This is a genomic window from Streptomyces sp. NPDC030809, assembly GCF_055572195.1.
This window is the reverse complement of sequence record NZ_JBVIDV010000009.1, coordinates 229,699-253,996: the sequence shown is the minus strand read 5'-3', so window position 1 is coordinate 253,996 and position 24,298 is coordinate 229,699. Positions and strand designations below refer to the sequence as shown.

Here is a 24,298-nt window from a genome sequence, read left to right as displayed (position 1 = left end):
AGGGACATTCCCGTGTACACCCACACCCACCCCCCCACCCCCCCCCCCCCCCCCCCCCCCCCCCCCCCCTCCCCCCCCCCCCGCTGCCGTGCGGCACGTGCCTCTGTCTCATTTTCTGCACAACACGTAAATCACATCGTCCGTTTGTGTAAGTTGAGCGCCGCTCCAACTGGAGTCACACACGCACCATCTGGGAGGGGACCCCCTTGAAGAAGACCGCCGTCCTCGTCTCGGCCGTCGCGCTCGCGGCCGCCGCGTTCACCGCTCCGCCGGCCGGGGCCGCGACGCACCAGGGCGGGGTGCACTTCGGCGCGCTCCAGTTCGACGGGCCGGGGGCGGACCTGCCCAAGACCAACGCGAAGCTGAACGCCGAGTTCGTGGACCTGCACAACAACACCCGGTACCCGGTCACGCTGACCGGCTACACGGTCAAGACCGCCTCCGGTTTCTCCTACACGTTCGGCTCGTTCAAGCTGGGCGCGTACCAGACCGTGCGGCTGCACAACGGCCAGGGCGGCAACACCGCGAAGCACGTGTACCGCAAGAAAGACAACTACTGGTTCAACAACAGCGGCGGCTCGGTCACCCTCTACGCCTCGAACGGCGTGAAGAAGGACTCCTGCTCCTGGCGCGCCAACGGCCGGGGCTACACCACCTGCCACTGAGGCCCGGCGGGCCGCACGGGCGTTTTCCGGCCGAGGGGCCGGAAGGACTCCCCCGTGCGGCCCCCGCCCCGCACACTTGCCGGTAACGGCCACCGACGAGGGAGCAGCATGGCGAGCGCGCACACGAAGACCCCCGGACCCGCGGGGAACCTGCTGCTCGGGTCGCTGCCCGACCTCAAGAAGGACCCGCTCGGCACCTACCTGCGCGCGCACCGCGAGCACGGCGACGTGGTGCAGATCTCGGTCGGGCCCCCGGGACTGCGCTACCGGCTGTACGGGGTGTTCTCCGCCGAGGGGGTCCAGCAGGTGCTGGGCGGCGCCTCCGCGGCGAACTTCCGCAAGGACAACGCCATTTACCAGGAGATCCGGGAGTCCCTCGGCAACGGTCTGCTGACCAGCCAGGACACGGACTACCTGCGGCAGCGCCGGCTGGTGCAGCCGCTGTTCACCCGGCGCCGGGTGGACGGGTACGCGGCCGCGGTGGCGGCCGAGACCGAGGCCCTGCTGAAGACGCGGTGGGGCCGCAGCGCCCCGGACGGCGGGATCGTGGACGTCGGCGAGGACATGATGGGGCTGGCGCTGCGCACGGTGGCCCGGATCCTGTTCGGCGCGGACGTGGACGCGGCCTCGGAGGTCGTGGACCGCTGCTTCCCGCAGATCACCGAGTACACCATCCGGCGCGGGTACTCCCCCGTGAAGCCGCCCCGCACCTGGCCCACGCCCGCCAACCGGCGCGCGGCCGCCGCGATCGCCGAGCTGTACGGGGTGTGCGACCGGATCATCGCCGGCCGGGAGCGCGGCCGCGACGGGGAGGGCGAGGACCTGCTGACCCTGCTGGCCGCCGCGCGCAGTTCGGAGGACGGCGCCTTCGACGCGGCCGAACTCCGCGACCAGGTCCTGATCTTCCTGCTGGCCGGGCACGAGACCACCGCCACCTCGCTGGCCTTCACCCTGCACCTGCTGGCCCGGCACCCGGCCGAACAGGACCTGGTGCGCCGGGAGATCGCCGAGGTGCTGGGCGGGCGCACCCCCGAGGCGGCGGACATGGAGAAGCTGCCCCGCCTGACCCGGGTGCTCAAGGAGGCCATGCGGCTGTATCCGGCGGCTCCGCTGATCGGGCGCCGGTCCGTGGCCGTCGCGGAGATCGGCGGGCAGGTCATCCCGGCGGGGGCCGACGTGATCCTCGCCCCGTGGGTGACCCACCGGCACCCCGAGTACTGGCCCGACCCGGAGCGCTTCGACTCCGACCGCTTCCTCCCGGAGGCCGAGGCGGCCCGGCCGCGCTACGCCTGGTACCCGTTCGGCGGCGGCCCGCGCGCCTGCATCGGGCAGCACTTCTCGATGCTGGAGTCGGTGGTCGCGCTGGCGATGCTGCTGCGCTCCCACGCCTTCGAGCCGGTGACCGACCCCCGGCACGGGGACGAGGTGCCGGTGGCGGCGGGGATCACGCTCACCCCGCTGGCCCCGGTCCGCTGCCGGATCCGGCCCCTGGGCTGACCGGGGCCGGCCCGCCACCGGGGCGCATCGCCCGGGGGCGGGCCGGAATCCGCGGCCCCTCAGCCCATCGGGGGGCCGTGGTTGCCCTTGAGGCGCTCGATGTCGTCCGGGCGGACCTGGATGGCGAAGAGGGCGATGAGGGCGCCGACCCCGGCGAACACGGCCGCGGCGATGAAGGCCCGGGTGACCCCGTAGGTGAGCACCTGGTCGCCCCACGGGTCGGGGAGCAGGCGGGTGCGTTCGAAGCGCAGCCGCTCGGCGGGGGTGGCCTGGGCCAGGAAGGCCGGGACGGCCTTGTCGGCCTCGGTGTTGCTGGCCGTGCCGAAGACCGTCACGAGGATGGACAGGCCGAGCGATCCGCCCACCTGCTGGGTGGCGTTGAGCAGGCCGGAGGCGGCGCCCGATTCGTGGTCGGGCACCCGGGACAGGGCCATCAGGGTGAGGGAGACGAACTGCAGGCCCATGCCGAGGCTGAAGACGAGCATCGGTCCGAGGATGCTGCCGAGGTACGTGGAGTGGACGCCGGTCAGCGTGAGCCAGGCCAGGCCCGCGGCCGACAGCAGGGCGCCGATCACCATGAAGGGCTTCGGCCCGTACTTCGGCAGCAGCTGCGAGGTGACGCCCGCCCCGACCGCGATCACCGCGCTGACCGGCAGGAAGGCCAGTCCGGCCCGCAGCGGGCTGAAGTCCAGCACGTTCTGCACGAAGAGGGTCAGGAAGAAGAACATGCCGAAGATCGCACAGGCGAGCATGAGCATGATGCCGTAGGTCCCGGCGCGGTTGCGGTCGGCGAACATGTGCAGCGGGGTGATCGGCTGGGCGGAGCGGCGCTCGATGAGCACGTACGCGGTCAGCAGGACCACGGCGGCGGCGAAGGAGCCCAGGGTGAGCGGGTCCCGCCAGCCGTCCTGGGCGGCCCGGATGAACCCGTAGACCAGGGCCACCATGCCCACCGTGGCGGTCACGGCGCCGGTGAAGTCGAAGTGGCCGGGGTGCCGTTGGGATTCCTTGAGCACCCGGGGCGCGGCGAAGGCGATCAGCAGCGCGATGGGCACGTTGACGAAGAAGATCCACCGCCAGTCGAGCCATTCGACGAGGATGCCGCCGAGCAGGAGGCCGATCGCGCCGCCGCCGGCCGAGACGCCGGCGAAGACGCCGAACGCCCGGTTGCGCGCGGGCCCTTCGGTGAAGGTCGTCGTGATCAGTGCCAGCGAGGTCGGGGAGGCGATGGCCCCGCCCCCGCCCTGGAGGGCGCGTGCGGCGAGCAGCTGGCCGGAGTTCTGGGCGAAGCCGCCGAGCAGGGAGGCCAGGCCGAAGAGCAGGACGCCGAAGATGAAGACCCGGCGCCGGCCGAGGATGTCGCCCGTGCGGCCGCCGAGCAGCAGCAGCCCGCCGAAGGTGAGCGTGTACGCGTTGACCACCCAGGAGAGGCTGGTCGTGGAGAACCCGAGCGCCGTCTGGATGTGCGGCAGCGCGATGTTCACGATCGTGATGTCGAGGACGATCATCAGCTGGCAGGAGGCGATGACGAACAGGGCGAGCCCGTTCCCGTCTCCTCGGACCTTGCCGTCGGTCCCGGTGGTGGTCGGCAGAGTTTTCCGGTCCACCCTTTCGACGCTAAGCCCGGCCCCGGGGGGTCACCACTCGAACGGCCTAACGCCGACCCGGGGAGGCCCAGGTGTAATTTCACATGTCACACTGCCATCATGGACTCCTATCTCCAGCTCTCCGCCCGGACCGGGCGCTTCACCTTCGGCGCGCCGCGCGCCGCCGCCTTCGGCGACCAGGGCCGGCTCCTGTACTTCCTGCGCTCGACCGGGGCCGCGGACCCGGTGGACTCGCTGTGGGTCCTCGACACCGCCGACGGCCCGGCCGGCCCGGCCGGCACCGAGCGGCTGCTCGCCGACCCGGCCCTGCTCGCCCCCGAGGGCGGGGAGCTGCCCGCGGCCGAGCGGCGGCTGCGCGAGCGGATCCGGCTGACCGCCCCCGGCATCGGCTCCTTCGCCCTGTCCGGGGACGGGAGGTCCGCGGTGTTCGCCCTGTACGGCCGGGTCTTCCGGGTCCGCGGGGACGCGGCCCCCGGCGCCGGGTCCCCGCAGGAGCTGCCGGTGGCCGGCCCCGCCTTCGACCCCCGCCCCTCGCACGACGGCTCGAAGGTCGCGTACGTCACCGGCGACGCGCTGCACGTCTCCCCCGGCGGCCGGGTCAGCCCGCAGGACGGGGCCCGCTGGGGGGTGTCCGAGTTCGCCGCCGCCGAGGAGCTCGGCCGCTCCCGCGGCCACTGGTGGTCGCCGGACGGGGTGGCCCTGCTGGCCGCCCGGGTGGACGAATCGGCCCTGCCCCGCCGCTGGTTCGCCGACCCCGCGCACCCCGAGCGGCCCGCCGAGGACTTCGCGTACCCGCAGGCCGGCGGGCCCAACGCCGACGTGCAGCTGTGGGTGCTCGGCGGCGACGGCGGCCGGGTCCGCCTGGAGTGGGACTCCGGGGAGTTCCCGTACGTCTCCGAGGCCGAATGGGCCTCGGCCGGGGAGATCCTGCTGACCGTGCAGGACCGGCTCCAGCAGACCGTCCTGCTGCTCTCCGCCGACCCGGTGACCGGGCGCACCCGCGAGCTCTCCCGTACCCTGCACCCCCACTGGGTGGACCCGCTGCCCGGCACCCCGGCCCGGCTCCCCGACGGCCGGCTGCTCACCGCCGCCGACACCCCCGGCGGCGCCGCGCGCGGGCTGGCCCTGGACGGCAGGCTCCGCACCGGGGACGGCATCCAGGTCCGCCGGGTCGCGGGGGTGCACGCGGGGGCGCTGCTGGCCGAGGCCGGGCTGCGCGACCCGGCCGAACAGCAGGTCGTGCTGATCGACCCCGAGACCGGCGAGGTGCGTCCGCTGGCCGACGGTCCCGGGGTGCACACGGTGACCGCCGGCTCCGGGGCCCTCCTCCTCACCTCGGCGGACGCCGGCGGGATCCGCCGTACCGTACGGGCCGCGGACGGGCGGGAGTTCGCGCTGCGGGACCTGTCGCAGCCGCTGCCGTACCGGGTGGCCCCGCTGCTCGCCCGGGTGACCGAGCGGGGGCTGCCCACCTCGCTGGTGCTGCCCCGCGGCCACCGGGCCGGGGAGCGGCTGCCCGTGCTCCTCGACGTGTACGGCGGCCCCGGCTACCAGGCGGTGTCCGCCGAGCCGCGCCGCTGGCAGGCCCGGCAGTGGTGGGCCGACCAGGGGTTCGCGGTGGTCACCACCGACAACCGCGGCACCCCCTTCGTCTCCCCGGAGTTCACCCACGCCATGTACCGGGGCTTCTCCGCGGTCACCCTGGAGGACCAGGCGGACGCCCTCCTGGCCCTGGGCGCCCGGCACCCGGAGCTGGACCTCGGCCGGGTCGGGGTCCGCGGCTGGTCGTACGGCGGCTACCTGGCGGCCATGGCGGTGCTGCGCCGCCCGGACCTCTTCCACTGCGCCGTCGCGGGGGCCGCGCCCACCGACTTCCGGCTCTACGACACCGCGTACACCGAGCGCTACCTCGGCCTGCCGCAGGAGCACCCGGAGGTGTACGAGCAGGACTGCCTGCTCGGGGACGCGCCGGGGCTGTCCCGGCCGCTGATGATCGTGCACGGCCTGGCCGACGACAACGTGCACCCTTCGCACAGCCTGCTGCTCTCCCAGGCCCTCACCGACGCGGGGCGCCCGCACCAGGTGCTGGCGCTGCCCGGGGTGACCCACATGACCCCCGACGGCACCAACGAGAAGCTGATGGCCCTCGAACTGGACTTCCTGCGCGACCGGCTGGCCGGCTGACCGGCCGCACACCGGCCCGCACGTCCGCCCGGACGCACGCAGGGCACACGGAAGGGCCCCGGAGACCTCGTTGTCTCCGGGGCCCTTCTTCCCGTGGTTCCCCGTCAGTCCCCCGGGAAGTGGCAGGCCACCTCGCGGGTCTCGCCCGGTGAGGCGATGCGCAGCAGGGGCCGTTCGGTGCGGCAGACCTCCTGGGCCTTGGCGCACCGGGGGTGGAAGGTGCAGCCCGGCGGCGGGGCGGCCGGGCTCGGCGGGTCGCCGAGCAGGGTGATCCGCTCCCGGCGGCGCTCGGCCGCGGGATCGGGCAGGGGTACGGCGGACAGCAGGGCCCGGGTGTACGGGTGCTGCGGATCGGCGTACAGGGTGTGCTTGTCGCCGATCTCCACGATCCGGCCGAGGTACATGACGGCGACCCGGTCGCTGACCCGCTTGACCACGGAGAGGTCGTGGGCGATGAACACGTAGGCCAGGCCGAGTTCGCGGCGCAGCCCCTCCATCAGGTTGACGATCTGCGCCTGGACGGAGACGTCGAGGGCGGAGACCGGCTCGTCGGCCACGACCAGCCGCGGGTTGGTGGCCAGCGAGCGGGCGATGCCGATGCGCTGCGCCTGGCCGCCGGAGAACTCGTGCGGGTAGCGGTCGATGTGCTCCGGGATGAGGCCGACGAGCTCCATCAGCTCGGCGGCCCGCCGGCGGGCGTCGCCGGCGCTCCAGCCCTGCACCAGCAGCGGCTCGGAGATGATCCGGGCCACCGTCTGGCGGGGGTTGAGGGAGGAGTGCGGGTCCTGGAAGACCATCTGGAGGTGCTTGCGCAGCGGGCGCATCTGCCCCTGGGAGAGCCGGCTGATCTCCCGGCCCTCGAACGCGATGCTGCCCGAGGTGGGCTCCAGCAGCCGCACCAGCATGCGGCCGGTGGTGGACTTGCCGCAGCCGGACTCCCCGACCAGTCCCAGGGTCTCCCCCGCACCCAGGGTGAAGGAGACCCCGTCCACGGCCCGGATGGGGGCGCCGCGGCGGCCGGTGGCGCTGCGCCGGCCGGGGAAGGTCATGGTCAGGTCGCGGACGTCCAGCAGGGGCCCGGCGGCCGGGGTGCCGGGGACGGGCGCGGTGGCCGGGCCGGTTTCGGTCGTGGTCATCGGGCCGCCTCCTGGACGGTGCCCGCGAAGTGGCAGGCGGTCATGCGGGAGCCGTCCCCGTGGGGCCGGAACTCGGGGCGTTCGGAGGTGCAGCGCTCCCGCTCGGCCGCGGTGCCCGTGGCGGAGCGGGAGCAGCGGGGCGCGAAGGCGCAGCCCGGGGTGCGGGCGAGCAGGGAGGGCGGGGCGCCGGGGATGGCCCGCAGGGGCGCGTCGTCGGAGTCGTCGAGCCGGGGCAGGGAATCCAGCAGCCCCCGGGTGTAGGGATGGGCGGGCTCGGCGAACAGTGCGTCGGCGGAGGCCTGTTCGGCGGCCCGGCCGCCGTACATCACGAGGACCTCGTGGGCCACCCGCGCCACCACCCCGAGGTCGTGGGTGATCATCACCACGCCGAGTCCGCGCTCCTGCTGGAGGCGGGCGATCAGGTCGAGGATCTGGGCCTGGACGGTGACGTCGAGGGCGGTGGTGGGCTCGTCCGCGATGAGCAGGTCCGGCTCGCAGGCCAGGGCCATGGCGATCATGGCCCGCTGGCGCATGCCGCCGGAGAACTGGTGCGGGTACTCCCCGGCCCGGCGGGCCGGTTCGGGGATGCCGACCTCGCCGAGCATCTCGACCGCGCGCTTGCGGGCGGCGGCCCGCCCGGAGCGGAAGTGCACCCGGTGGTGCTCGGCGATCTGCTCCCCGACCGTGTAGTAGGGGTGCAGGCTGCTCAGCGGGTCCTGGAAGATCATCGCCATCCGCCGGCCGCGGAGCTTCGAGAACTCCTTCTCCGGCATGCCCACGAGCTCCCGGCCTTCGAGGGCGATGGAGCCGCCGATCTCGGCGTCCCGGTGCAGGCCCATGACGGCGAGGGAGGTGACGGACTTGCCGGAGCCGGATTCGCCGACGATGCCCAGGGTGCGGCCGGCCTCGACGGTGAAGCCGAGCGAGTCGACGGCCCGTACGGTGCCCCGCGGGGTGCTGAACGTGACCTGGAGGTCGCGGACTTCGAGGAGGGGTTTCGGCTCGGCCATCAGTACCTCACCCGGGGATCGACGACGGCGTACAGGAGGTCCACCACGAGGTTGGCGACGACGATGAAGAAGGCGGCGAGCAGGGTCACGCCCAGCACGACGGGCTGGTCGGAGTTGACCAGGGCCCCGTAGAACAGCCGGCCGATGCCGGGCAGTCCGAAGATCGACTCGGTGATCACGGCGCCTGCGAGGAGCCCGCCGAGGTCCATGCCGAAGATGGTCAGGATGGGGGTCATCCCGGAGCGCAGTCCGTGCTTGACGACGACGGTGCGCTCGGGCATGCCCTTGGCGCGGGCCGTGCGGATGTACGGCTCGGCCATCGACTCGATCATCGAACCGCGGCTCTGCCGGGCGTAGATGGCCGCGTACAGCAGGGCGAGCGCGGTCCACGGCAGCAGCAGGTTGGCGGCCCAGCCCAGCGGGTTGTCGCCGAAGGCCTGGTAGCTCGGGTAGGGCAGCAGCCCGGCGATCCGGATCACCCCGTAGATCAGCATCACGGAGGTGAAGTAGACCGGCAGGGAGGCGGCGGCGACCGCGCCGACCATCAGGGCCTTGTCGGTGAGGGAGTCCTTGCGCAGGGCGGCGGTGACTCCGGCGCCGAGGCCGAGGACCAGCCACATGACGGCGGCGCCGAAGGCGAGGGAGGCGGAGACCGGGAGCCGGTCCATCAGCAGGTCCCACACCGGCAGGGAGTTCTCGTACGAGTAGCCCAGGCAGGGGAAGTCGCACTGGACGGCGTACTGGCCGGTGCCCAGGGTGCGGCCGGTGAAGATGCCGGTGAGGAAGTCGGCGAACTGGCTCCACAGGGAGCGGTCCAGGCCCAGGTACTCGCGGACCACGGCGAGCCGCTCGGGGCTGCACGTCTTGCCGCAGGCGGCCGCGGCCGGGTCGTTGGGCAGGACGTAGAAGATGACGAAGGTGACGGCGGCGATGGCCAGCAGCACCCCGGCGAGGGCGGCGAGGCGGCGCAGCAGGTAGAGGATCACGTGCGCCCGCCCCTCGGGTCGAGGATGTCGCGCAGGGCGTCGCCGAGCAGGGTGAAGGCGAGCACGGCGAGGAAGAGGAAGGTGCTCGGGATGACGAAGTACATCGGGTCGGTCTCGTAGAAGGCGACGCTCTCGGCGATCATCTGCCCCCAGGAGGGGGTGGGCGGCCGGACGCCGACGCCGAGGTAGCTGAGGGCGGCCTCGGTGCTGATCATGCCGGGGATGAGCAGGGTGGTGTACGCGATGACGGGTCCGGAGACCCCGGGGAGGATGTCCCGGGTGAGGATCCGCCAGGCGCCGGCCCCGCCGACGCGGGCGGCGTCGACGTACTCGCGGTGCTTGAGGGAGAGGGTCTGGCCGCGGACCACGCGGGCCACGCCGGGCCAGCCGAACACCCCGATGACGGCGGTGATCAGCAGGATCCGGTTGACGTCCTTCGCCACGGAGAGCATCGCGATCATGAAGATCAGCGAGGGGAAGGACATGGTGAGGTCCATCAGGCGGGACAGCACGGCGTCGGTGCGGCCGCCGAAGTAGCCGGCGGCGATGCCGGCCGCGGTGCCGGCGACGACCACGATGGCGGTGGCGGCGAAGGCGATGAGCAGGGAGACCTGGGCTCCGTGGACGACCCGGGCGAACAGGTCGCGGCCGGTGACGGGTTCGACCCCGAGCCAGTGCTCGGAGCCCATCCCGCCGAAGGAGCCTATGGGCAGGCCGCCGAGGTAGGAGTCGACGGCGGACTTGTCGAACTCCTCGGGCGACCAGCCGCCGAGCGCGCCCAGCCAGGGGGCGGTGGCGGCCATGAGGACGAAGAGGACGACGACGGTGAGGCTGATGCGGACGGCGGGGCGGCGGCGGAGTTCCCTCCGGGCGAGCTGCCAGGGGCTGCTGCCCGGAGGGACCGCCGCGGCCGGCGCGGTGCCGGCTGCGGTGTCGGTCATGGCGACGGGTTTCTCGTGGTCCTGCCGGCTGCTCAGCCCTGGCCCTTCGAGGGGTCCTTGAGGCCGACGGTGGCGTAGTCGATCGCGCCCGACCAGACCGGGTGGCCGAAGGCGCCGGCGATGTTGGTGCCGATGAGCAGCGGCTTGCGCTCCAGGACGATCGGGACGGCCGGGGACTTCTTCATGATCTCGGCGTCGAGGTCGATCCAGCCCTGGCGGGCGAGCTGGGCGTCGGCGAGACCGTTGATCTCGTCCATCCGCTTCATCGTCTGCTCGTCCTTGAACTGCGAGTAGTTGCCGCTGTTGCCCTTGACCTTGATGGTGCGGCCGTCGAAGACGAAGGGCAGGAAGGTGGAGCCGGAGGGGTAGTCGGGGCACCAGCCGCTGAAGGTCATGTCCGGGGCGGTGGTGGTGTCGCCGATGACGTCGTAGAAGGCGCCCGGGTCCACGGTGTCGATGACGACCTCGATGCCGGCCCGGCCCAGGCCCTGCTGGAGGGCCTCGGCGACGCCCTTGTCGCCGCTGGCAACCGTGAGGGAGGCCTTGAGCTTCTCCTTGCCGGCGGCCTTCAGGAGCTCCTTGGCCTTGGCCGGGTCGCCGGAGGGGGCGATCTTGAGGGTGTCGGCCTGGACCCCGCCGGTGAGGGCGGAGGGCAGGTAGGCGGTGGCGATCTCGTTGAAGGCCGGCCCGCCGTTCGCGGTGACGACCGACTCCTTGTCCACGGCGTACTGGAGGGCCTCGCGGACCTTGGGGTCGTTGAAGGGGGCGCGCGAGGTGTTGAGCTGGAGCATGGACGTACAGCCCTGGGACTCGGCGAGCAGGCGGGACTTGACCTCCGCCTTGGGGAGCACCTTGGGGGCGCTCTCGGGCCGCATGTCGGACCAGGCGACGGTGGAGGCGTCGGCACCCGCGGAGGCGATGATGCGGTCGTCGATCTGGCCGCCCTTGAGGCCCATCACGACGACGAACTTGTCCGGGTAGGCCTTGCGGACGGGGTCGGTCCCGGCGTCCCAGTGCTCGTTGCGGACCAGGACCAGCTTCTTGTCGCGGTCGTAGGACTCGATCTTGTACGGGCCGGAGGAGAACGGGCGGGAGTCGTACTGGGTGCCCTTCTCCTTGGCCTGCGGGACCGGGGCGAAGGTGGGCAGGGTGGCCGTGGCGGAGAACTCGGCGACCGGGCGGTTCAGTTCGAAGACGATGGTCTTGTCGTCGGGGGTCTTGACGGAGTCGAGGTGCTTGCCCTCCAGGGGCCCGGTGTAGCCCTTGGTGCCGGCGAGGTAGCGGGCGGCGTAGTCGGGTCCGCCGGTGAGGTCCGGGGAGAAGGACCGCTCGACGTTGTACTTGATGTCCTGGGCCTTGATCGGGCTGCCGTCCTCGTACTTGAGGCCGTCCTTGAGGGTGAAGGTCCAGGTACGGCCGCCGTTGGAGGACTTGCCGAGGTCGGTGGCGAGGTCGGGCACCAGCTCGCTGCCGGCCTTGCCGGGCTCGGCCTTGAAGGTGACCAGGGTGCGGTAGAGCAGGCGGGTGCCGAAGTCCATGGAGGGCATGACCCAGTTGCGGGCCGGGTCCAGGTGCGCGAAGTCCTGGTTGGACAGGATCGTCAGGGTGCCGCCCTTGACGGGGGTGCCGCCGAGGATCTTGCCGTCGTTGGCGGCGGCCGGGTTGGAGCCGCGCTTGCCGCCGGCCTTGCCGCCCTTGTCCGCATCGGAGCAGCCCGTGACGCCGAGTGCGAGTGCGGCCACCAGGGCGGTGGCGAGGGCGAGTTGGGTGCGCTTGGTCATGGGTCACTCCAGGGAAGGGCTGCGCTCTGCAACGCTCTGAGATGTGACCCGTAACATAGTAATGTGAAATTGTACTGACAAGAGCTCCGTCGCCTCGTTATCCAGCCGTGTCCAAAAGCGGAGTCAATTCCCCCCGGATCCACGCGAAGAGGGGCACGGACCGGCCGGTCCGTGCCCCTCTTCGCGTGGATCCGCATCCCGGGGACGCGCGCGGGCGGCCGGAGCCGCCGTACGTCAGGCTCCCGCGGCCCCCAGGCCCCGCTTCGGGCGCCCCACGGGCTCGTCGCGGCCCTGCGCCCACAGCGAGCGCACGTGCCCCAGGTGGCGGCGCATGCACTCCTCCGCGGCCGCGGCGTCGCCGGAGATCATGAGGTCGAGCAGCTCCAGGTGCTCCTCGGCCGAGGACACCAGCTTCCCGGCCTCGTCCAGCCCCGTGAGCCCGTACAGCCGCGAGCGCTTGCGCAGGTCGCCGACGGTCTCGACCAGCCGCTCGTTGCCCGCCAGGCCCAGCAGGGTCAGGTGGAAGCGGCGGTCGGCCTCCAGGTAGCCGATGAGGTCGTGCTCACGGGCGCTGGTGACGATCTCCTCGGCGACGGGGCGCAGGGCCTCCAGCTCCTCGGGGCCCGCGGTCGCCGTGATCTTGCCGATCGTCGGCACCTCGATCATGGTGCGCAGCTCGGTGTACTGGTCGAGGTCCCGCTCGCTGACCTCGGTGATGCGGAAGCCCTTGTTGCGGACGGGCTCCACCAGGCCCTCACGGGCCAGATCCAGCATGGCCTCGCGCACCGGCGTGGCCGAGACGCCGAGTTCGGCGGCCAGCCCGGGTGCCGAGTAGACGTTGCCGGGCCGCAGCTCACCGGCTATCAGCGCGGCGCGGAGGGCATGGCCGACCTGGTCGCGCAGCCGTTCCTGGGCCTTGATGAGACTGTGCTGCTTCAGGTCACCCATCGCTTTTCCTCCGAGAATCCGCAGAGGAACAGCGTACAATGTCACGTTTCCCGAACCGCCCCATCTGCCCTGGCCGCACGGTACACCGCCACGGCCACCGCCAGGTCCTCCCAGGCCATGCCCACGCTCTTGAACAGCCGGGGCCGGTCCGCGGGACGCCCCCCCGGCCGCCCGCGGACCAGGTCGGCGAGGGTGCCGGCGACATGGCCGGGCCCGATGGCCCCCTCCGCCTCCGGGATCAGCAGGTCGCCGGCCTCCCGCAGGGCCGCCGCGCGGGACTCCACGTACACCGCGGCCCGGCGGACCAGGGCGGTGTCGGTCTCCCGGGCGTCCGGCTCGTGCGAGCCGACCGCGACGACCGTGGCCCCGTCGCGCACCAGCCGCCCGTCGAAGAGGGGTGCGCGGGCCGTGGTGCAGCACACCACCAGGTCGGCCCGGGCCACGGCCGCCGGAGTGCCGGTGCGGGCGGGAACCCCCAGGGACCGGGCGTGTTCCGCCAGCGCCGCACCGCCGGCCGCGTTGCGCGCGACCACCACCACCTCGGCGAGGGCCCGTACGGCGAGCAGGGCCTCCAGGTGGCCGCGGGCCTGCGGCCCCGACCCGAACAGGACGGTGCGCAACGGGCGTGCGGGCGTGGTGAGCTGACGCACCGCCAGGGCCGAGACGGCCGGGGTGCGCAGGGCGGTGAGCGCCGCGCCGTCCAGCAGGGCCAGCGGCTCCAGCGTGACCCCGTCGAGCAGCAGGTAGCTGCCGGTGATCCGGGGCAGGCCGAGGGCCGCGTTGCCGGGGGCCACCCCGGCGATCTTCACTCCCGCGTAGGCGCCGGCCGCGGCCGGCATCAGCAGGAGCTCGCCCGCGGGCACCGCCACGCTGGTGCGGTGCGGGCAGCTTTCGGGATCGAGGCCCTGGCCGAGCACGGCGGCCAGGGCCTCGACCGCATCGGCGGGGGTGAGGAGCCCGCCGATCTCCGCCGCGCCCAGCCGCACCGGGGCGCGGTCCTCCGCCGTCCGTATCCCGCCGGGCCGGGCGGCGGTGTCGGCCGCCGCCGGGTCCCCGGCCGTCGCAGGGATGCCGGTCAAAGGAGGAACCCTGTGCCGAGGGAGTCGTGCGGGTCGAGCACGAAGGCGTGCTCGCCCGTCCGGTAGGCGGTGCCGGTGACCTCGGTGACTCCCCCGCCGAGGTGGCGGCCGGTGAAGACGGTGCCGGCCACCGATTCGTGGAGCAGGTCGTCGCCGGGGCCGAGCAGCCCGTCCTCGGCGAGGAGGGCGAGCCGGGCGGAGGTGCCCGAGCCGCACGGGGAGCGGTCGACCTGCCCGTCGGCGAACACCGTGACGTTGCGCTGGTGCGGGCCGAAGGGCGTGTCCGGCAGCTCCTCGTGGAGGATCACCCCGTACACCCCGGACAGCAGCGGGCTCTCGGGGTGCCAGGTGCCGGGGTGGGTGGCGAGGGCGGCCCGGATCTCCTGGCCGGCGCGCACGAGCTGCGGCAGTGCCTCGCGGCTGACGGCGAGCCCGAGGGAGCGGGCGGAGACCGAGGCGTAGCAGGCGCCGGCGTGCGCGATGTCCGCCTCGGCCAGCCCGAAGCCGGTGGCCACGGGGACCTTGCGGGCCGTCACCCGGGCGGGGACGTTGCGGAAGGTGACCCCGGAGGTGCGGCCCTCCACCCGGTGCACGGTGGCGGTGACCCGCCCGGAGGGCACGTCGATGCGGACCTGCGCGTCCCCGTCGTGCGGGGCGGGGACCAGCCCGCTGTCCACGGCCCAGGCGCCGAGCGCCATGGTGCCGTGCCCGCAGGCGGTGGAGTAGCCGTCCTTGTGCCAGAACAGCACGCCGAGGTGGGCCCCGTCGTCGTCCGGCGGCACCAGGAACCCCCCGTACATCCCCGCGTGCCCGCGCGGCTCCTGCACGAGCAGCCGCCGTACGTCGTCCAGCGGGCCGCGCCGGGGCGCGGTGCCGGATCCGCCGGGGCCGATGGCGGTGGCGCAGCGCTCGGCGACGGTGTCCCCGGGGACCGGCGGCAGCCCGCCGGTGACGATCCGGAACGGCTCGCCGGCGGTGTGGTAGTCGGTGGTGTGCACGGTGCCGACGGCACCCGCGGTGGCGCTCACAGGAGGAACCCTCCGGGGAAGGGGTCGGTCGGGTCGACGAAGTACTGGGCGGTACCGGTGATCCAGGCGCGGCCGGTGACGGTCGGGATCACTGCGGGCCGGCCGGCGACGGTGGTCTCGGCGACGAGGCGGCCGGTGAACTCGGTCCCGATGAAGGACTCGTTGACGAAGTCCTGCCCCAGCGGGAGTTCCCCGCGGGCGTGCAGCTGGGCCATCCGGGCGGAGGTGCCGGTGCCGCACGGGGAGCGGTCGAACCAGCCGGGGTGGATGGCCATGGCGTGGCGGGAGCGGGCGGCGTCGGAGCCGGGGGCGGCCAGGTAGACATGCTTGACCCCGGCGATCTCCGGGTTCTCGGGGTGGACGGGCCGCTGCGGGGAGGCGTTGACGGCGTCCATCACGGCGAGTCCGGCGGCGAGCAGCTCCTGCTTGTGCTCCAGCCCGAACGGCAGGCCGAGGGCGTCGAGTTCGACGAAGGCGTAGAAGTTGCCGCCGTACGCGAGGTCGTAGGTGACCGTGCCGAGGCCGGGCACCTCGGCCTTGAGGTCGAGCCCGACGCAGTAGGCGGGCACGTTGGTGAGGGTGACCGAGGTGGCGGCGCCGTCGGAGACGGCCACGTCCACGCTGACCAGTCCGGCGGGGGTGTCGAGCCGGACGGTGGTGACCGGTTCGGTGACCGGCACCATGCCGGTCTCGACGAGGACGGTGGCGACCCCGATGGTCCCGTGCCCGCACATCGGAAGCAGCCCGGACACCTCGATGTACAGCACGCCGTAGTCGGCGTCGGGGCGGGTCGGCGGCTGCAGGATCGCGCCGCTCATCGCGGAGTGCCCGCGCGGCTCGAACATGAGCAGACCGCGCAGCTGGTCCATGTGCTCGATGAAGTGCAGCCGCCGCTCGGCCATCGTGGCGCCGGGGATGACCCCGACGCCGCCGGTGATGACCCGGGTCGGCATGCCCTCGGTGTGCGAGTCCACCGCGTGGTAGATGTTCCGGGTGCGCATGGGGTCCCCCTCGTCGTCTCGTCGTCGCCTGGTGTGCGGAACCGGGGCTCCGGGGACCGGTCCGCGGACCGGTCCCGTCCGGAACCCTTGGGTTCCTGTGGTCAGTTGAGGCCCTCGGCGAGGGCCTTCTCGGTGGCGGCGCGCACGGCGGCCTCGACTTCGCCCGTGAGGGGGAAGCGGGGCGGGCGGGTGGCGCCGCCGGGGCGGCCGGCGATGTCCATGGAGAGCTTGATGGCCTGGACGAACTCCGTCTTGGAGTCCCAGCGCAGCAGGGAGTGCAGGGACTTGTAGAGCGGCAGGGCGGTGTCGAGGTCGCCGGCCACGGCCGCGTGGTACAGCGTGGCGCAGGAGGCCGGGAGGGCGTTGGGGTAGCCCGCGATCCAGCCCACGGCGCCCGCGAGGGCGAGCTCCAGGAGCACGTCGTCGGCGCCGATCAGCAGGTCGAGGCCGGGGGCCAGTTCCGCGATCTCGTAGGCCCGGCGGACGTCGCCGCTGAACTCCTTGACGGCGACGATGCTGCCGTCGGCGTACAGGCGGGACAGCAGGGCGGGGGTGAGGTCCACCTTGGTGTCGATGGGGTTGTTGTAGGCGACGACGGGCAGCCCGGCCCCGGCGACCTCGGCGTAGTGCGCGCGTACGGTGTCCTCGTCGGCGCGGAAGGCGTTCGGCGGGAGCAGCAGGACGGAGCCGGCGCCGGCCTCGGCGGCCTGGTCGGCCCAGCGGCGGGCCTCGGCGCTGCCGTAGGCGGCGACGCCGGGCATCACGCGGGCGCCGTCGCCGGCCGCCTCGACGGCGGTGCGCACGACGCGGGCGCGCTCCTCGTCGGTGAGGGTCTGGTACTCGCCGAGCGAGCCGTTGGGGACCACGCCGTCGCAGCCGTTGGCGATCAGCCAGGCCACGTGCTCGGCGTACGCGTCGTAGTCGACGGAGCGGTCTTCGCGCAGGGGCAGCGCGGTGGCGACCATGATCCCGTGCCAGGGGCGGGTGCGGGTGGGGGTGGACGCGACGGTCATGGCAGGAACTCTCCCTAGTGTGGTGTGTGACATTTTACTAGCTGGCGGACGCCGGCCACAAGGGCCGGGAAGGGTCTGCTCCGGACCGGTGCGGCCGGAGGGTCCGACCGGGCGGAGCCGCCGGGGCGGGACGCACGGAGTCGGGTGCGCGGACGGGTGTGCACCGGCGGCCCGGGACGGCGGGCGGCCGCCGGTCCGCCGCCGCGGCCGGAAGCCGGCGGCTCAGGAGGCCGGGGCGTCCTCGGCGGCCGGGGCGTCCTCGGCTACCGGGGCGCCCTCCGCGGGCAGGGCGGCCAGGACGCTCAGCGGGACCGGGCAGGACAGGGGGCGGCGGTCCGGGCCGGGGGCGCAGCCCGCGAGGGCGGCGACCGCCTGCCCGCACATGCGCCCCTGGCACCAGCCCATGCCCGCCCGGGTGAGGAGCTTGACGGTACGGGCGTCCCCGGCGCCCAGCTCGGAGACCGCCTCGCGGATCCGGGCCGCGGGCACCTCCTCGCACCGGCACACGTCCGTCTCGTCCGTGAGCCAGCCGGTCCAGTCGGCGCCCGGCCGGTGCGCGGCGCCCATCGCGTCGGCGAAGGCCCGCAGCCGGGCCCGGCGGCGCACCAGCTCGGCGGGGAGCGGGCGGCCCGCGATCGAACGGGCCGCCAGCTCCCCTTCGGCCAGGGCCAGCTGGGCCCCGCCGATGCCTCCGGTCTCCCCCGCGGACCAGACGCCGGGCACCGAGGTCCGCTGCTCCCCGTCGAGGACGAGGGCCGCCGTGCCGTCGGCGGCGGTACGGGTGGCGCAGCCCAGGCCGGTGGCCAGCTCCAACTGGGGCACCAGGCCGTGCCCGACGGCGAGCGCGTCGCAGGGGATCCGGCGCCCGGAGCCCGGCACCGGCCGCCACGTGCGGTCCAGCCGGGCGACGGTGACGGCCTCGACGCGGTCGGTGCCGTGGGCCTCGACCACGGCCTGCCGGGTCAGCAGCCGGATGCCGTGGCGCACCAGCGCACCGCCGTACGTGGCGCCTTCGGCGAGCTTGGCGGGGTTGCGCAGCAGGGCGGGGAGCCGGCCGGCGTAGCCGGTGTACGCCGCCGCCTCGACCACCGCGGGCACCTTCGCCCCGGCGGCCGCGAGGGACCCGGCCACCGCCAGCAGCAGCGGTCCGCTGCCGGCCACGACCACCCGGCGGCCCGGCAGCACCAGCCCGGCCTTGAGCATGGCCTGCGCCCCGCCGGCCCCGACCACACCGGGCAGGGTCCAGCCGGGGAAGGGCAGCTGGCGCTCGTAGGCACCGGTGGCGAGCAGCACGGCGCGGGCCCGGACGGTCACGGCCCGCTCCTCGGGGCCGGCGAGGGCGTGCAGGTGCCACTCCCCCGCTCCCCCCGCCTCCCCCGGCCGGGCCGGGCCGGATCCCTCGGGCGCTGCCGCGCGTACGACCGTCCACACGTGGTGGGCCGCCAGGTGCAGGATCCGGCCCGCGCGCTCGTGGTCGCGCAGCCGCTTGGCCCGGGAGGCGAAGGCGGCCCAGCCGTGGTGGAGCGCCTCGGGCCGGGCGGCGCCGAGCTCGGGGGCGGGGTGGCGGTAGTACTGGCCGCCGGGGCGCTCGCCGGCGTCGAGCAGGGTGACGCGCAGGCCGAGGTCGGCGGCGGTGACGGCGGCGGCCAGCCCGGCGGGCCCGGCCCCGACCACGGCGAGGTCGGCGGCCCCGGCGTCGGGGGCCGGCGTACGGGACGCCCGGGCGGCGGCCGCTCCGGGCCGGGGCTCAGACGGCGAGTTCGCCATGGCCGGTGCCTTCCTGGGTGGTGACGGTGTCGCCGGGGCGGGCGGCGACCAGACAGGCCCGCTGGTTGGGGCGGCCGTTGACGGTGATCAGGCAGTCGTAGCAGCTGCCGATCCCGCAGAACGCCCCGCGCGGGCTGCCGCCCTGACGGGTGGTCCGCCAGGCCATGATGCCCGCGCCCCACAGCACGGCGGCGATGCTCTGGCCGCTCTGCGCGGGCAGTGCCCGGCCGTCGAAGTCCAGGGTGAACGCCTCCTCGGGGGCGCCCTGGACGAGGTCGCGCGGCTCGCTCATGCGCCGGCTCCGTTCGGTGCGGGGGAGGTGGGGCCGGGGCCGGGGGCGTCCCCGAAGCGCTCCGGACGGAACGGGCGGGGGTCCACGACCGGTTCGGTGCCGGTGAGCATGCTCGCGAGGAGCAGTCCGGTGGCCGGGGCCAGGCCGATGCCCGCGCCCTCGTGCCCGCAGGCGTGGAGCAGGCCGGGCACCCGGGGGTCCGGGCCGATGGCCGGCAGGTGGTCGGGCAGGTAGGGGCGGAAGCCGTGGTAGGTGCGCATCGCCTTCACCCCGGAGAGGAAGGGGAAGAGGGCGGCGGCCTGGCTCGCGAGCCGGCGCAGGGCCTCGGTGGACAGGGTCCGGTCGAAGCCGACGCGCTCCCGGGTGGCGCCGATGAGGACGGGCCCGCCGGGGGTGCCCTCGACCACGCCGGAGGACTGGAGGGCGGCCGAGCCGCTCGCCACGTCGGCGATGTAGTCGGCGGCGTACACCTTGTGCCGTACGACCTGCGGCAGCGGTTCGGTGACCAGGACGAAGCCGCGGCGCGGCAGGACCGGCAGGTGCACTCCGGCCAGTTCGGCGATCCGCCCGCCCCAGGTGCCCGCGGCGTTGACCACGGCGGGGGCGGCCAGCTCGCGGCGGGAGGTGCGCACCCCGCGGACGGAGCCGCCGGGGCCGGTGAGGAAGCCGGTGACCTCCTCGCCGAAGTGGGTGACCACCCCCGAGGCGCGCAGCAGTTGGGCCGCCGCCTGGGCGGGCTGCACCTGGGCGTCCTGCGGATAGTGGAAGGCGCCCGCGAAGCCGGGGGCGAGGTGGGGTTCGAGGGCGGCGAGGTCGGCCGCTGCGATCTCGCGGGCGTCGACGCCCGCCGACCACTGGCCCTCCGCGAAGGTGCGCAGGGCCTTCAGGGTGGTCTCGTCGGGCGCCACGACGAGACCCCCCTTCGGCTCGTACTCGGTCTCCGGTGGGAGTTCCGCGGCCAGCTCGGGCCAGAGTCGGGTGGACAGCAGCGCGAGGTCGAGCTCGGGACCCGCCTCCTTGTCGGAGACGAGCAGGTTTCCTTCCCCGGCACCCGTGGTGCCGCCCGCGACGGGACCGCGGTCGACGACTGCGACGGAGAGTCCGGAGCGGGCTGCGTAGTAGGCGCACGCCGCTCCGACGACGCCGGCGCCGATGATCACGACGTCCAGGGAGTGTCTGTTGGGCACGGCAGTAATATGTCACATTCTTCAAGGAGGGCCAAGGCTTCGGCAGCCGTTTCCGGAAGCGGCCGGTCCCGCTCCGTGCGGAACGGGACCGGCCGCGGTCGGCCCGGCGGGCCCGGCGGGGCTCTGCGGGTGCCGGGCCGGTGCCGGGCGGGGGCCGTCAGGCGCGGCCTTGGGGGGTGCCGCACCCCCGCCCGGCAGGTGTGCGGGCTGCGGTTCGGCTGCTAGCCGCGCAGCGGGCCGTCGCAGGAGTACCCCGCCGTGCCGGCCACGCGGGTGGACCAGATGTCCACCGGGCCGAAGGAGCAGTTCATGTCGGCCAGGTTGTTCGACGCCGCGCCCGCACGGTCGAGGATGAAGTAGTCGACCGTCTCGGACATGTCCTTGAAGACCTGGTCGGGGTTGCGCCAGTCCTTCAGGTTCGCGGTGATCCGGCCCGAGCAGACGAACCGGCGCTTGCCCGGCTCCCCGTTCTCCACGCAGTCCGGGGTGTTGTACGTGGCCTGCGCGAAGCGCGCCTTGACGTCCGCCAGGGCGGAGTCGCGCAGCTGGTCCACCGGGGTGAAGACCGTGTTCGGCACGAACAGCTGGTCCACCTTGGCGATCTGGGCGTCCAGGAAGCGGTCGTAGTCGCGCTGGAGGTAGGTGTCCGCGCCGAGCCGGTGGCGCCAGGCGTCGAAGGCCGCCGGGTCGTCGGCCCGCAGGTGCCGGTACATCTCCTGGAGCAGGGAGGGCCGCTCGGTCCACAGGAACTCGAAGAAGGTGCCCGCGTAGCTGTAGAAGCGGAAGCCGTCCGCGTCGTAGGTGGCGTGGAGCAGCTGGTCCACGGTCATGCGGGGGCCGCCGCCCGCGGTGTCGTTGATGATGCTGCGCACCAGGGACTTGCGGACGGCGATGCCGTCGTCGCGGGTGGCCCCGTCGAAGAACTCGGCGGTCCCCTCGTCCATGGCGGTGGTGCGGTCGCCCTGGTACCAGGCGCCCTCTCCGAAGAAGCCGGGCACCGCGAAGCGGCCGTTGAGGTAGTGGACGTACTCGTGGCGGAAGAGCTCTTCGAGGGTGAGCGAGGAGTCCTGCGGGACCCGGCGCTGGTAGGTGTAGAAGGTGGCGCCGCGCTCGATGTACACGCCGCCGTTGGCGGTGCCCATGCCGGTCAGGACCGGGTGCAGGTTCACGTAGTCGGCGCGGGAGGCGTACAGCACGATGTTCAGGGTGGAGTTGGGGTCCCCGGCCAGCGGCTGGTCGGTGCCGACCACCCGGTGGAACTGCGCCTTGACCCGCTTGCTCGCGTAGTACAGCTGGTCCACGGTGGCCCGGTCCAGAGCCGTGCGGACCTTGATGGCGCCGTTGTCGTACGTGTAGGTGTTCGGGAACAGCCAGGCCTCGATGTCCTGCTTGCAGACGCCGAACTGCGCGCAGGCCTGGTAGTAGTTGATCCAGGAGACCACGGCCGCCCAGTGCTCCCCGCCACGGCCGAACGCGCCCTGGACCCGCCCGAGCGCCCAGCCGAGGTCGGCGACGGCGGCGTCGCGCAGGCCGTCGACCTGGCCGAACCGGCCGAGCTCCTTCATCGCGTCGCGCACGACCCAGGCGTTGACGGAGTCCTTCAGGTGCCCGTACCCGGCGAAGGCCTTGAAGGCCTCGCGGTACGGGGCGTTCTGGCGGACCGCGTCGTGGAAGGCGGCGTCCCGGTTGCCGGGGTAGACGCCGAGGTAGTTGACCGAGAGGGCCGCGAGCGCGGCGCCCGCCCAGTCCGCGTCGTGGTGGGTGGCGGGGCGGTCCGGGCCCATCGTGGCGAGGACCTTGACGATCAGGCCGGTCTGGTGCTGGCGCAGGCCGGGGGCGCTGCCCGCGTACAGGGCCTCGCGCAGGGTGTTCGCGTTGGTGCGGGTGACGTCGAAGGTGCGGGCGGCGGCGCCGAAGTCGGCGATCGCGCGGCGCATGGCGTCGACGGTGGGCGCGTCGGTGACGTCGATCTCGGCCCGCGCGTGGTCGTGGTAGGCGACCGCGTGCAGGTAGGTGAACATCTCCTCCAGGTGGCTGCCGTTCTTCCCGTCGTGGGCGGCGGCCAGGGCGGATATGCGGCGGGAGACGGCCTGCACGTGGGCGTCGGACATCACCGGGGCGAGGCGGGCGTCCCAGGTCCATATCAGCGAGCGCAGACAGACGTTCGCGGTGACCGCGGGGTCGGCGAGGAAGTCGGCGAACTGCTCGGGGCCGAGCCCGGTGATCCCGTCGAGGGTGCAGGGGACGCCCGCGGCGGTGGCGGCGGGCGCGAGGAGGGCGCCCTTCGCGTTCTTCGCGGCGGCCGGCGGCTTGGTCTGCGGGCCGGCGACCCGGCCGGCGGCCTGCCCGCCCGGGGCGGCCGGGGCGACGGCCTTGGCCTTGGGGGCCCTGGCGAGGTGCTGGACCTCGTCGAAGGGGTTGGGGGCCTGCCGGGCCGCGGCCGGGGCCGGCTTGGCCGCGAGGGAGGCGGGCACGGACGGCGTGCTCTCGGCGGCCTGGACCACGGCCTGCCCGGCGGAGGCGAGGAGAGCGGCCGCGATGGCGGCGGCGAGGAACGGCTTGCGCAGAGCGCTGTGCTTCGACACCAAAAACTCCTGGTCTGAAAGCCGATGTGGGGGTGCGGGAAGGCCGAACTTCCCTGCGGGACCGGGGAGTTGACGGGGATGGGACTCACCGCGGTGTGAGCTGTAACATAGTAATGTGAAATTGCACTGACAAGAGCTGTGCACATGCCGTTTTTCGGAGCTTCACATTCCGCCCCCCGCCGCCCCGTTGGGAGTTCCCCGTGTCCGAGCGCCCCTCCGGCCTCCACACCGGCAGCCACGACCTGCCCGTATCGCCCGAGCTGTCACGGTTCATGGCCACCGGTTGGGCGCCCGCCCCGCTCCCGGCCGACCGCCGAGTGAGCGCGTACGAGGTCACCCCGGCCCGCCGCGCCCGGCTCTCGGCCCGCTTCCCCGGCGAGCGCCTGATCGTCCCGGCGGGCGAGCTGAAGGTCCGCTCCAACGACTGCGACCACCGCTTCCGCCCGCACAGCGCGTACGCCTGGCTCACCGGGCTCACCGGGGAGGACCAGGTCGGGCACGTGCTGGTGCTGGAACCCGCCGGTCCGCACGGCCACGAAGCGGTCCTCTACGTGCGCCCCCGCTCCCCGCGGTCCGAAGGCAGCGAGGAGTTCTTCCGCGACCGCCGCCACGGCGAGTTCTGGGTGGGGCGCCGCCCCGACCTCGGCGAGGCCGAGCGGCTCACCGGCCTGCGCTGCGAGCACCTGGACCGGCTCGGCTCGCCCGCCGGCCGCAACGCCGCCACCGACCCCGAACTGGCCGCCGCCCTCTCCGAACTGCGCCTGGTCAAGGACGCCTGGGAGGTGGGCCAGCTCCAGCTGGCCGTGGACCACACCGCCGCCGGCTTCGAGGACGTGGTCCGGGCCCTGCCGCAGGCCCTCGCCCACCCGCGCGGCGAGCGCTGGATCGAGGGGGTGTTCGGCCTCCGTGCCCGCGCCGAGGGCAACGGAACGGGCTACGACACCATCGCCGCCTCCGGCGCGCACGCGTGCGTGCTCCACTGGATCCGCAACGACGGCCGGCTGGACCGCGGCGAACTCCTCCTGCTCGACGCCGGGGTGGAGACCGACAGCCTCTACACCGCCGACATCACCCGCACCCTGCCCCTGTCCGGCCGCTTCTCACCCGTCCAGCGCCGGGTGTACGAGCTGGTGCTCGCCGCCCAGGACGCGGGCATCGCGGCACTGCGGCCCGGCGCGAGCTTCCGCGACTTCCACCGGGCCGGCATGCGCGTCATCGCCGAGGGCCTGGCCGAGTGGGGGGTCCTGAAGCACGCCGGGGACGACCTGTACCGCCGCTACACCCTGTGCAGCAGCGGGCACATGCTCGGCCTGGACGTCCACGACTGCGCCCGGGCGCGCGCCGCGACGTACCTCGACGGGGTCCTGGAGGAGGGCCAGGTGCTCACCGTGGAGCCCGGCCTCTACCTCCAGCCCGACGACGAGACCCTTCCGGCCGAGCTCCGGGGCATCGGGGTGCGCATCGAGGACGACCTCGTCATCACCTCCGACGGGGCCCGCCTGATGTCGGGCGCCCTGCCGCGCACGGTGGACGGCATCGAGGAGTGGATGGGCGGCCTCCTCGACGGGGCCCGCTGACCGGACCGCCGACC

General features: G+C 73.9%; 19 protein-coding genes. 4 read left to right on the top strand and 15 right to left on the bottom strand.

Going from position 1 to position 24,298, the window contains the following annotated elements; all coding sequences use genetic code 11:
* Nucleotides 1-206: 206 nt before the first annotated feature.
* Together ACZ407_RS15210 and ACZ407_RS15205 are read left to right on the top strand one after the other, a co-directional pair.
* On the top strand, nt 207-665 hold the full coding sequence (locus tag ACZ407_RS15210) for a lamin tail domain-containing protein (RefSeq protein WP_468128516.1): 459 nt from the start codon (nt 207-209) through the stop codon (nt 663-665).
* A 108-nt stretch (nt 666-773) separates the two neighbouring features.
* Nucleotides 774-2,162 (top strand): cytochrome P450, encoded by a 1,389-nt coding sequence (locus ACZ407_RS15205; RefSeq protein ID WP_468128515.1) that lies wholly within the window; start codon nt 774-776, stop codon nt 2,160-2,162.
* Nucleotides 2,163-2,221: 59 nt separating this feature from the next.
* Here ACZ407_RS15205 and ACZ407_RS15200 read toward each other — a convergent pair whose 3' ends face one another.
* On the bottom strand, nt 2,222-3,769 hold the full coding sequence (locus ACZ407_RS15200; RefSeq protein WP_468128514.1) for an MFS transporter: 1,548 nt from the start codon (nt 3,767-3,769) through the stop codon (nt 2,222-2,224).
* Nucleotides 3,770-3,868: 99 nt separating this feature from the next.
* On the opposite strand from ACZ407_RS15200, the gene ACZ407_RS15195 reads away from it, so the two are divergent.
* On the top strand, nt 3,869-5,953 hold the full coding sequence (locus tag ACZ407_RS15195) for a S9 family peptidase (RefSeq protein WP_468128513.1): 2,085 nt from the start codon (nt 3,869-3,871) through the stop codon (nt 5,951-5,953).
* Nucleotides 5,954-6,057: 104 nt separating this feature from the next.
* Here the strand turns inward: ACZ407_RS15195 and ACZ407_RS15190 are convergent, their stop codons facing one another.
* The 14 genes from ACZ407_RS15190 to ACZ407_RS15125 all read right to left on the bottom strand — a co-directional run bounded on the left by ACZ407_RS15190 (nt 6,058) and on the right by ACZ407_RS15125 (nt 22,707).
* Nucleotides 6,058-7,089, bottom strand: coding sequence for an ABC transporter ATP-binding protein (locus ACZ407_RS15190; protein ID WP_468128512.1), 1,032 nt, complete (start codon nt 7,087-7,089; stop codon nt 6,058-6,060).
* Entirely contained in the window at nt 7,086-8,099 is a 1,014-nt protein-coding gene (locus tag ACZ407_RS15185; RefSeq protein ID WP_468128511.1) for an ABC transporter ATP-binding protein, read from the bottom strand. The genes ACZ407_RS15190 and ACZ407_RS15185 overlap by 4 nt, the downstream gene beginning before the upstream one ends.
* Complete coding sequence (locus ACZ407_RS15180) at nt 8,099-9,085, bottom strand: ABC transporter permease (protein ID WP_468128510.1); 987 nt, start codon at nt 9,083-9,085, stop codon at nt 8,099-8,101. Before ACZ407_RS15180 ends, ACZ407_RS15185 begins: the two co-directional genes overlap by 1 nt.
* Nucleotides 9,082-10,026, bottom strand: a complete 945-nt coding sequence (locus ACZ407_RS15175; RefSeq protein ID WP_468128509.1) for an ABC transporter permease — start codon at nt 10,024-10,026, stop codon at nt 9,082-9,084. Before ACZ407_RS15175 ends, ACZ407_RS15180 begins: the two co-directional genes overlap by 4 nt.
* 32 nt (nt 10,027-10,058) lie before the next feature.
* Nucleotides 10,059-11,807, bottom strand: a complete 1,749-nt coding sequence (locus ACZ407_RS15170; protein WP_468128508.1) for an ABC transporter substrate-binding protein — start codon at nt 11,805-11,807, stop codon at nt 10,059-10,061.
* A gap of 234 nt (nt 11,808-12,041) precedes the next feature.
* Nucleotides 12,042-12,755: a GntR family transcriptional regulator gene (locus ACZ407_RS15165; RefSeq protein ID WP_468128507.1), complete on the bottom strand. Its 714-nt coding sequence runs from the start codon at nt 12,753-12,755 to the stop codon at nt 12,042-12,044.
* A gap of 41 nt (nt 12,756-12,796) precedes the next feature.
* A complete protein-coding gene (locus ACZ407_RS15160; protein WP_468128537.1) occupies nt 12,797-13,735 on the bottom strand; it encodes an ornithine cyclodeaminase family protein in 939 nt (312 codons plus the stop codon).
* Nucleotides 13,736-13,830: 95 nt separating this feature from the next.
* Entirely contained in the window at nt 13,831-14,862 is a 1,032-nt protein-coding gene (locus tag ACZ407_RS15155; protein ID WP_468128506.1) for a proline racemase family protein, read from the bottom strand.
* Nucleotides 14,859-15,863, bottom strand: coding sequence for a proline racemase family protein (locus ACZ407_RS15150; RefSeq protein ID WP_468128505.1), 1,005 nt, complete (start codon nt 15,861-15,863; stop codon nt 14,859-14,861). Before ACZ407_RS15150 ends, ACZ407_RS15155 begins: the two co-directional genes overlap by 4 nt.
* Before the next feature lie 101 nt (nt 15,864-15,964).
* Nucleotides 15,965-16,876 (bottom strand): dihydrodipicolinate synthase family protein, encoded by a 912-nt coding sequence (locus ACZ407_RS15145; protein WP_468128504.1) that lies wholly within the window; start codon nt 16,874-16,876, stop codon nt 15,965-15,967.
* A 222-nt stretch (nt 16,877-17,098) separates the two neighbouring features.
* Nucleotides 17,099-18,643 carry an FAD/NAD(P)-dependent oxidoreductase gene (locus ACZ407_RS15140; RefSeq protein ID WP_468128503.1) on the bottom strand — a complete coding sequence of 515 codons (1,545 nt, stop codon included), beginning with the start codon at nt 18,641-18,643 and terminating at the stop codon, nt 17,099-17,101.
* On the bottom strand, nt 18,624-18,935 hold the full coding sequence (locus ACZ407_RS15135; protein WP_468128502.1) for a (2Fe-2S)-binding protein: 312 nt from the start codon (nt 18,933-18,935) through the stop codon (nt 18,624-18,626). Before ACZ407_RS15135 ends, ACZ407_RS15140 begins: the two co-directional genes overlap by 20 nt.
* A complete protein-coding gene (locus ACZ407_RS15130; RefSeq protein ID WP_468128501.1) occupies nt 18,932-20,122 on the bottom strand; it encodes an NAD(P)/FAD-dependent oxidoreductase in 1,191 nt (396 codons plus the stop codon). The genes ACZ407_RS15135 and ACZ407_RS15130 overlap by 4 nt, the downstream gene beginning before the upstream one ends.
* Before the next feature lie 221 nt (nt 20,123-20,343).
* Nucleotides 20,344-22,707, bottom strand: coding sequence for a collagenase (locus ACZ407_RS15125; protein ID WP_468128500.1), 2,364 nt, complete (start codon nt 22,705-22,707; stop codon nt 20,344-20,346).
* A 200-nt stretch (nt 22,708-22,907) separates the two neighbouring features.
* Here ACZ407_RS15125 and ACZ407_RS15120 point away from each other — a divergent pair, with 200 nt between their 5' ends.
* Complete coding sequence (locus tag ACZ407_RS15120) at nt 22,908-24,284, top strand: aminopeptidase P family protein (protein WP_468128499.1); 1,377 nt, start codon at nt 22,908-22,910, stop codon at nt 24,282-24,284.
* Nucleotides 24,285-24,298: the final 14 nt, after the last annotated feature.

Coding starts and splice junctions, on each gene's coding strand:
- ACZ407_RS15150 (WP_468128505.1), bottom strand. CDS start 15,863: ATGCGCACCCGGAACATCTACCACGCGGTGGACTCGCACACCGAGGGC.
- ACZ407_RS15140 (WP_468128503.1), bottom strand. CDS start 18,643: ATGGCGAACTCGCCGTCTGAGCCCCGGCCCGGAGCGGCCGCCGCCCGG.
- ACZ407_RS15145 (WP_468128504.1), bottom strand. CDS start 16,876: ATGACCGTCGCGTCCACCCCCACCCGCACCCGCCCCTGGCACGGGATC.
- ACZ407_RS15190 (WP_468128512.1), bottom strand. CDS start 7,089: ATGACCACGACCGAAACCGGCCCGGCCACCGCGCCCGTCCCCGGCACC.
- ACZ407_RS15165 (WP_468128507.1), bottom strand. CDS start 12,755: ATGGGTGACCTGAAGCAGCACAGTCTCATCAAGGCCCAGGAACGGCTG.
- ACZ407_RS15195 (WP_468128513.1), top strand. CDS start 3,869: ATGGACTCCTATCTCCAGCTCTCCGCCCGGACCGGGCGCTTCACCTTC.
- ACZ407_RS15135 (WP_468128502.1), bottom strand. CDS start 18,935: ATGAGCGAGCCGCGCGACCTCGTCCAGGGCGCCCCCGAGGAGGCGTTC.
- ACZ407_RS15175 (WP_468128509.1), bottom strand. CDS start 10,026: ATGACCGACACCGCAGCCGGCACCGCGCCGGCCGCGGCGGTCCCTCCG.
- ACZ407_RS15185 (WP_468128511.1), bottom strand. CDS start 8,099: ATGGCCGAGCCGAAACCCCTCCTCGAAGTCCGCGACCTCCAGGTCACG.
- ACZ407_RS15205 (WP_468128515.1), top strand. CDS start 774: ATGGCGAGCGCGCACACGAAGACCCCCGGACCCGCGGGGAACCTGCTG.
- ACZ407_RS15170 (WP_468128508.1), bottom strand. CDS start 11,807: ATGACCAAGCGCACCCAACTCGCCCTCGCCACCGCCCTGGTGGCCGCA.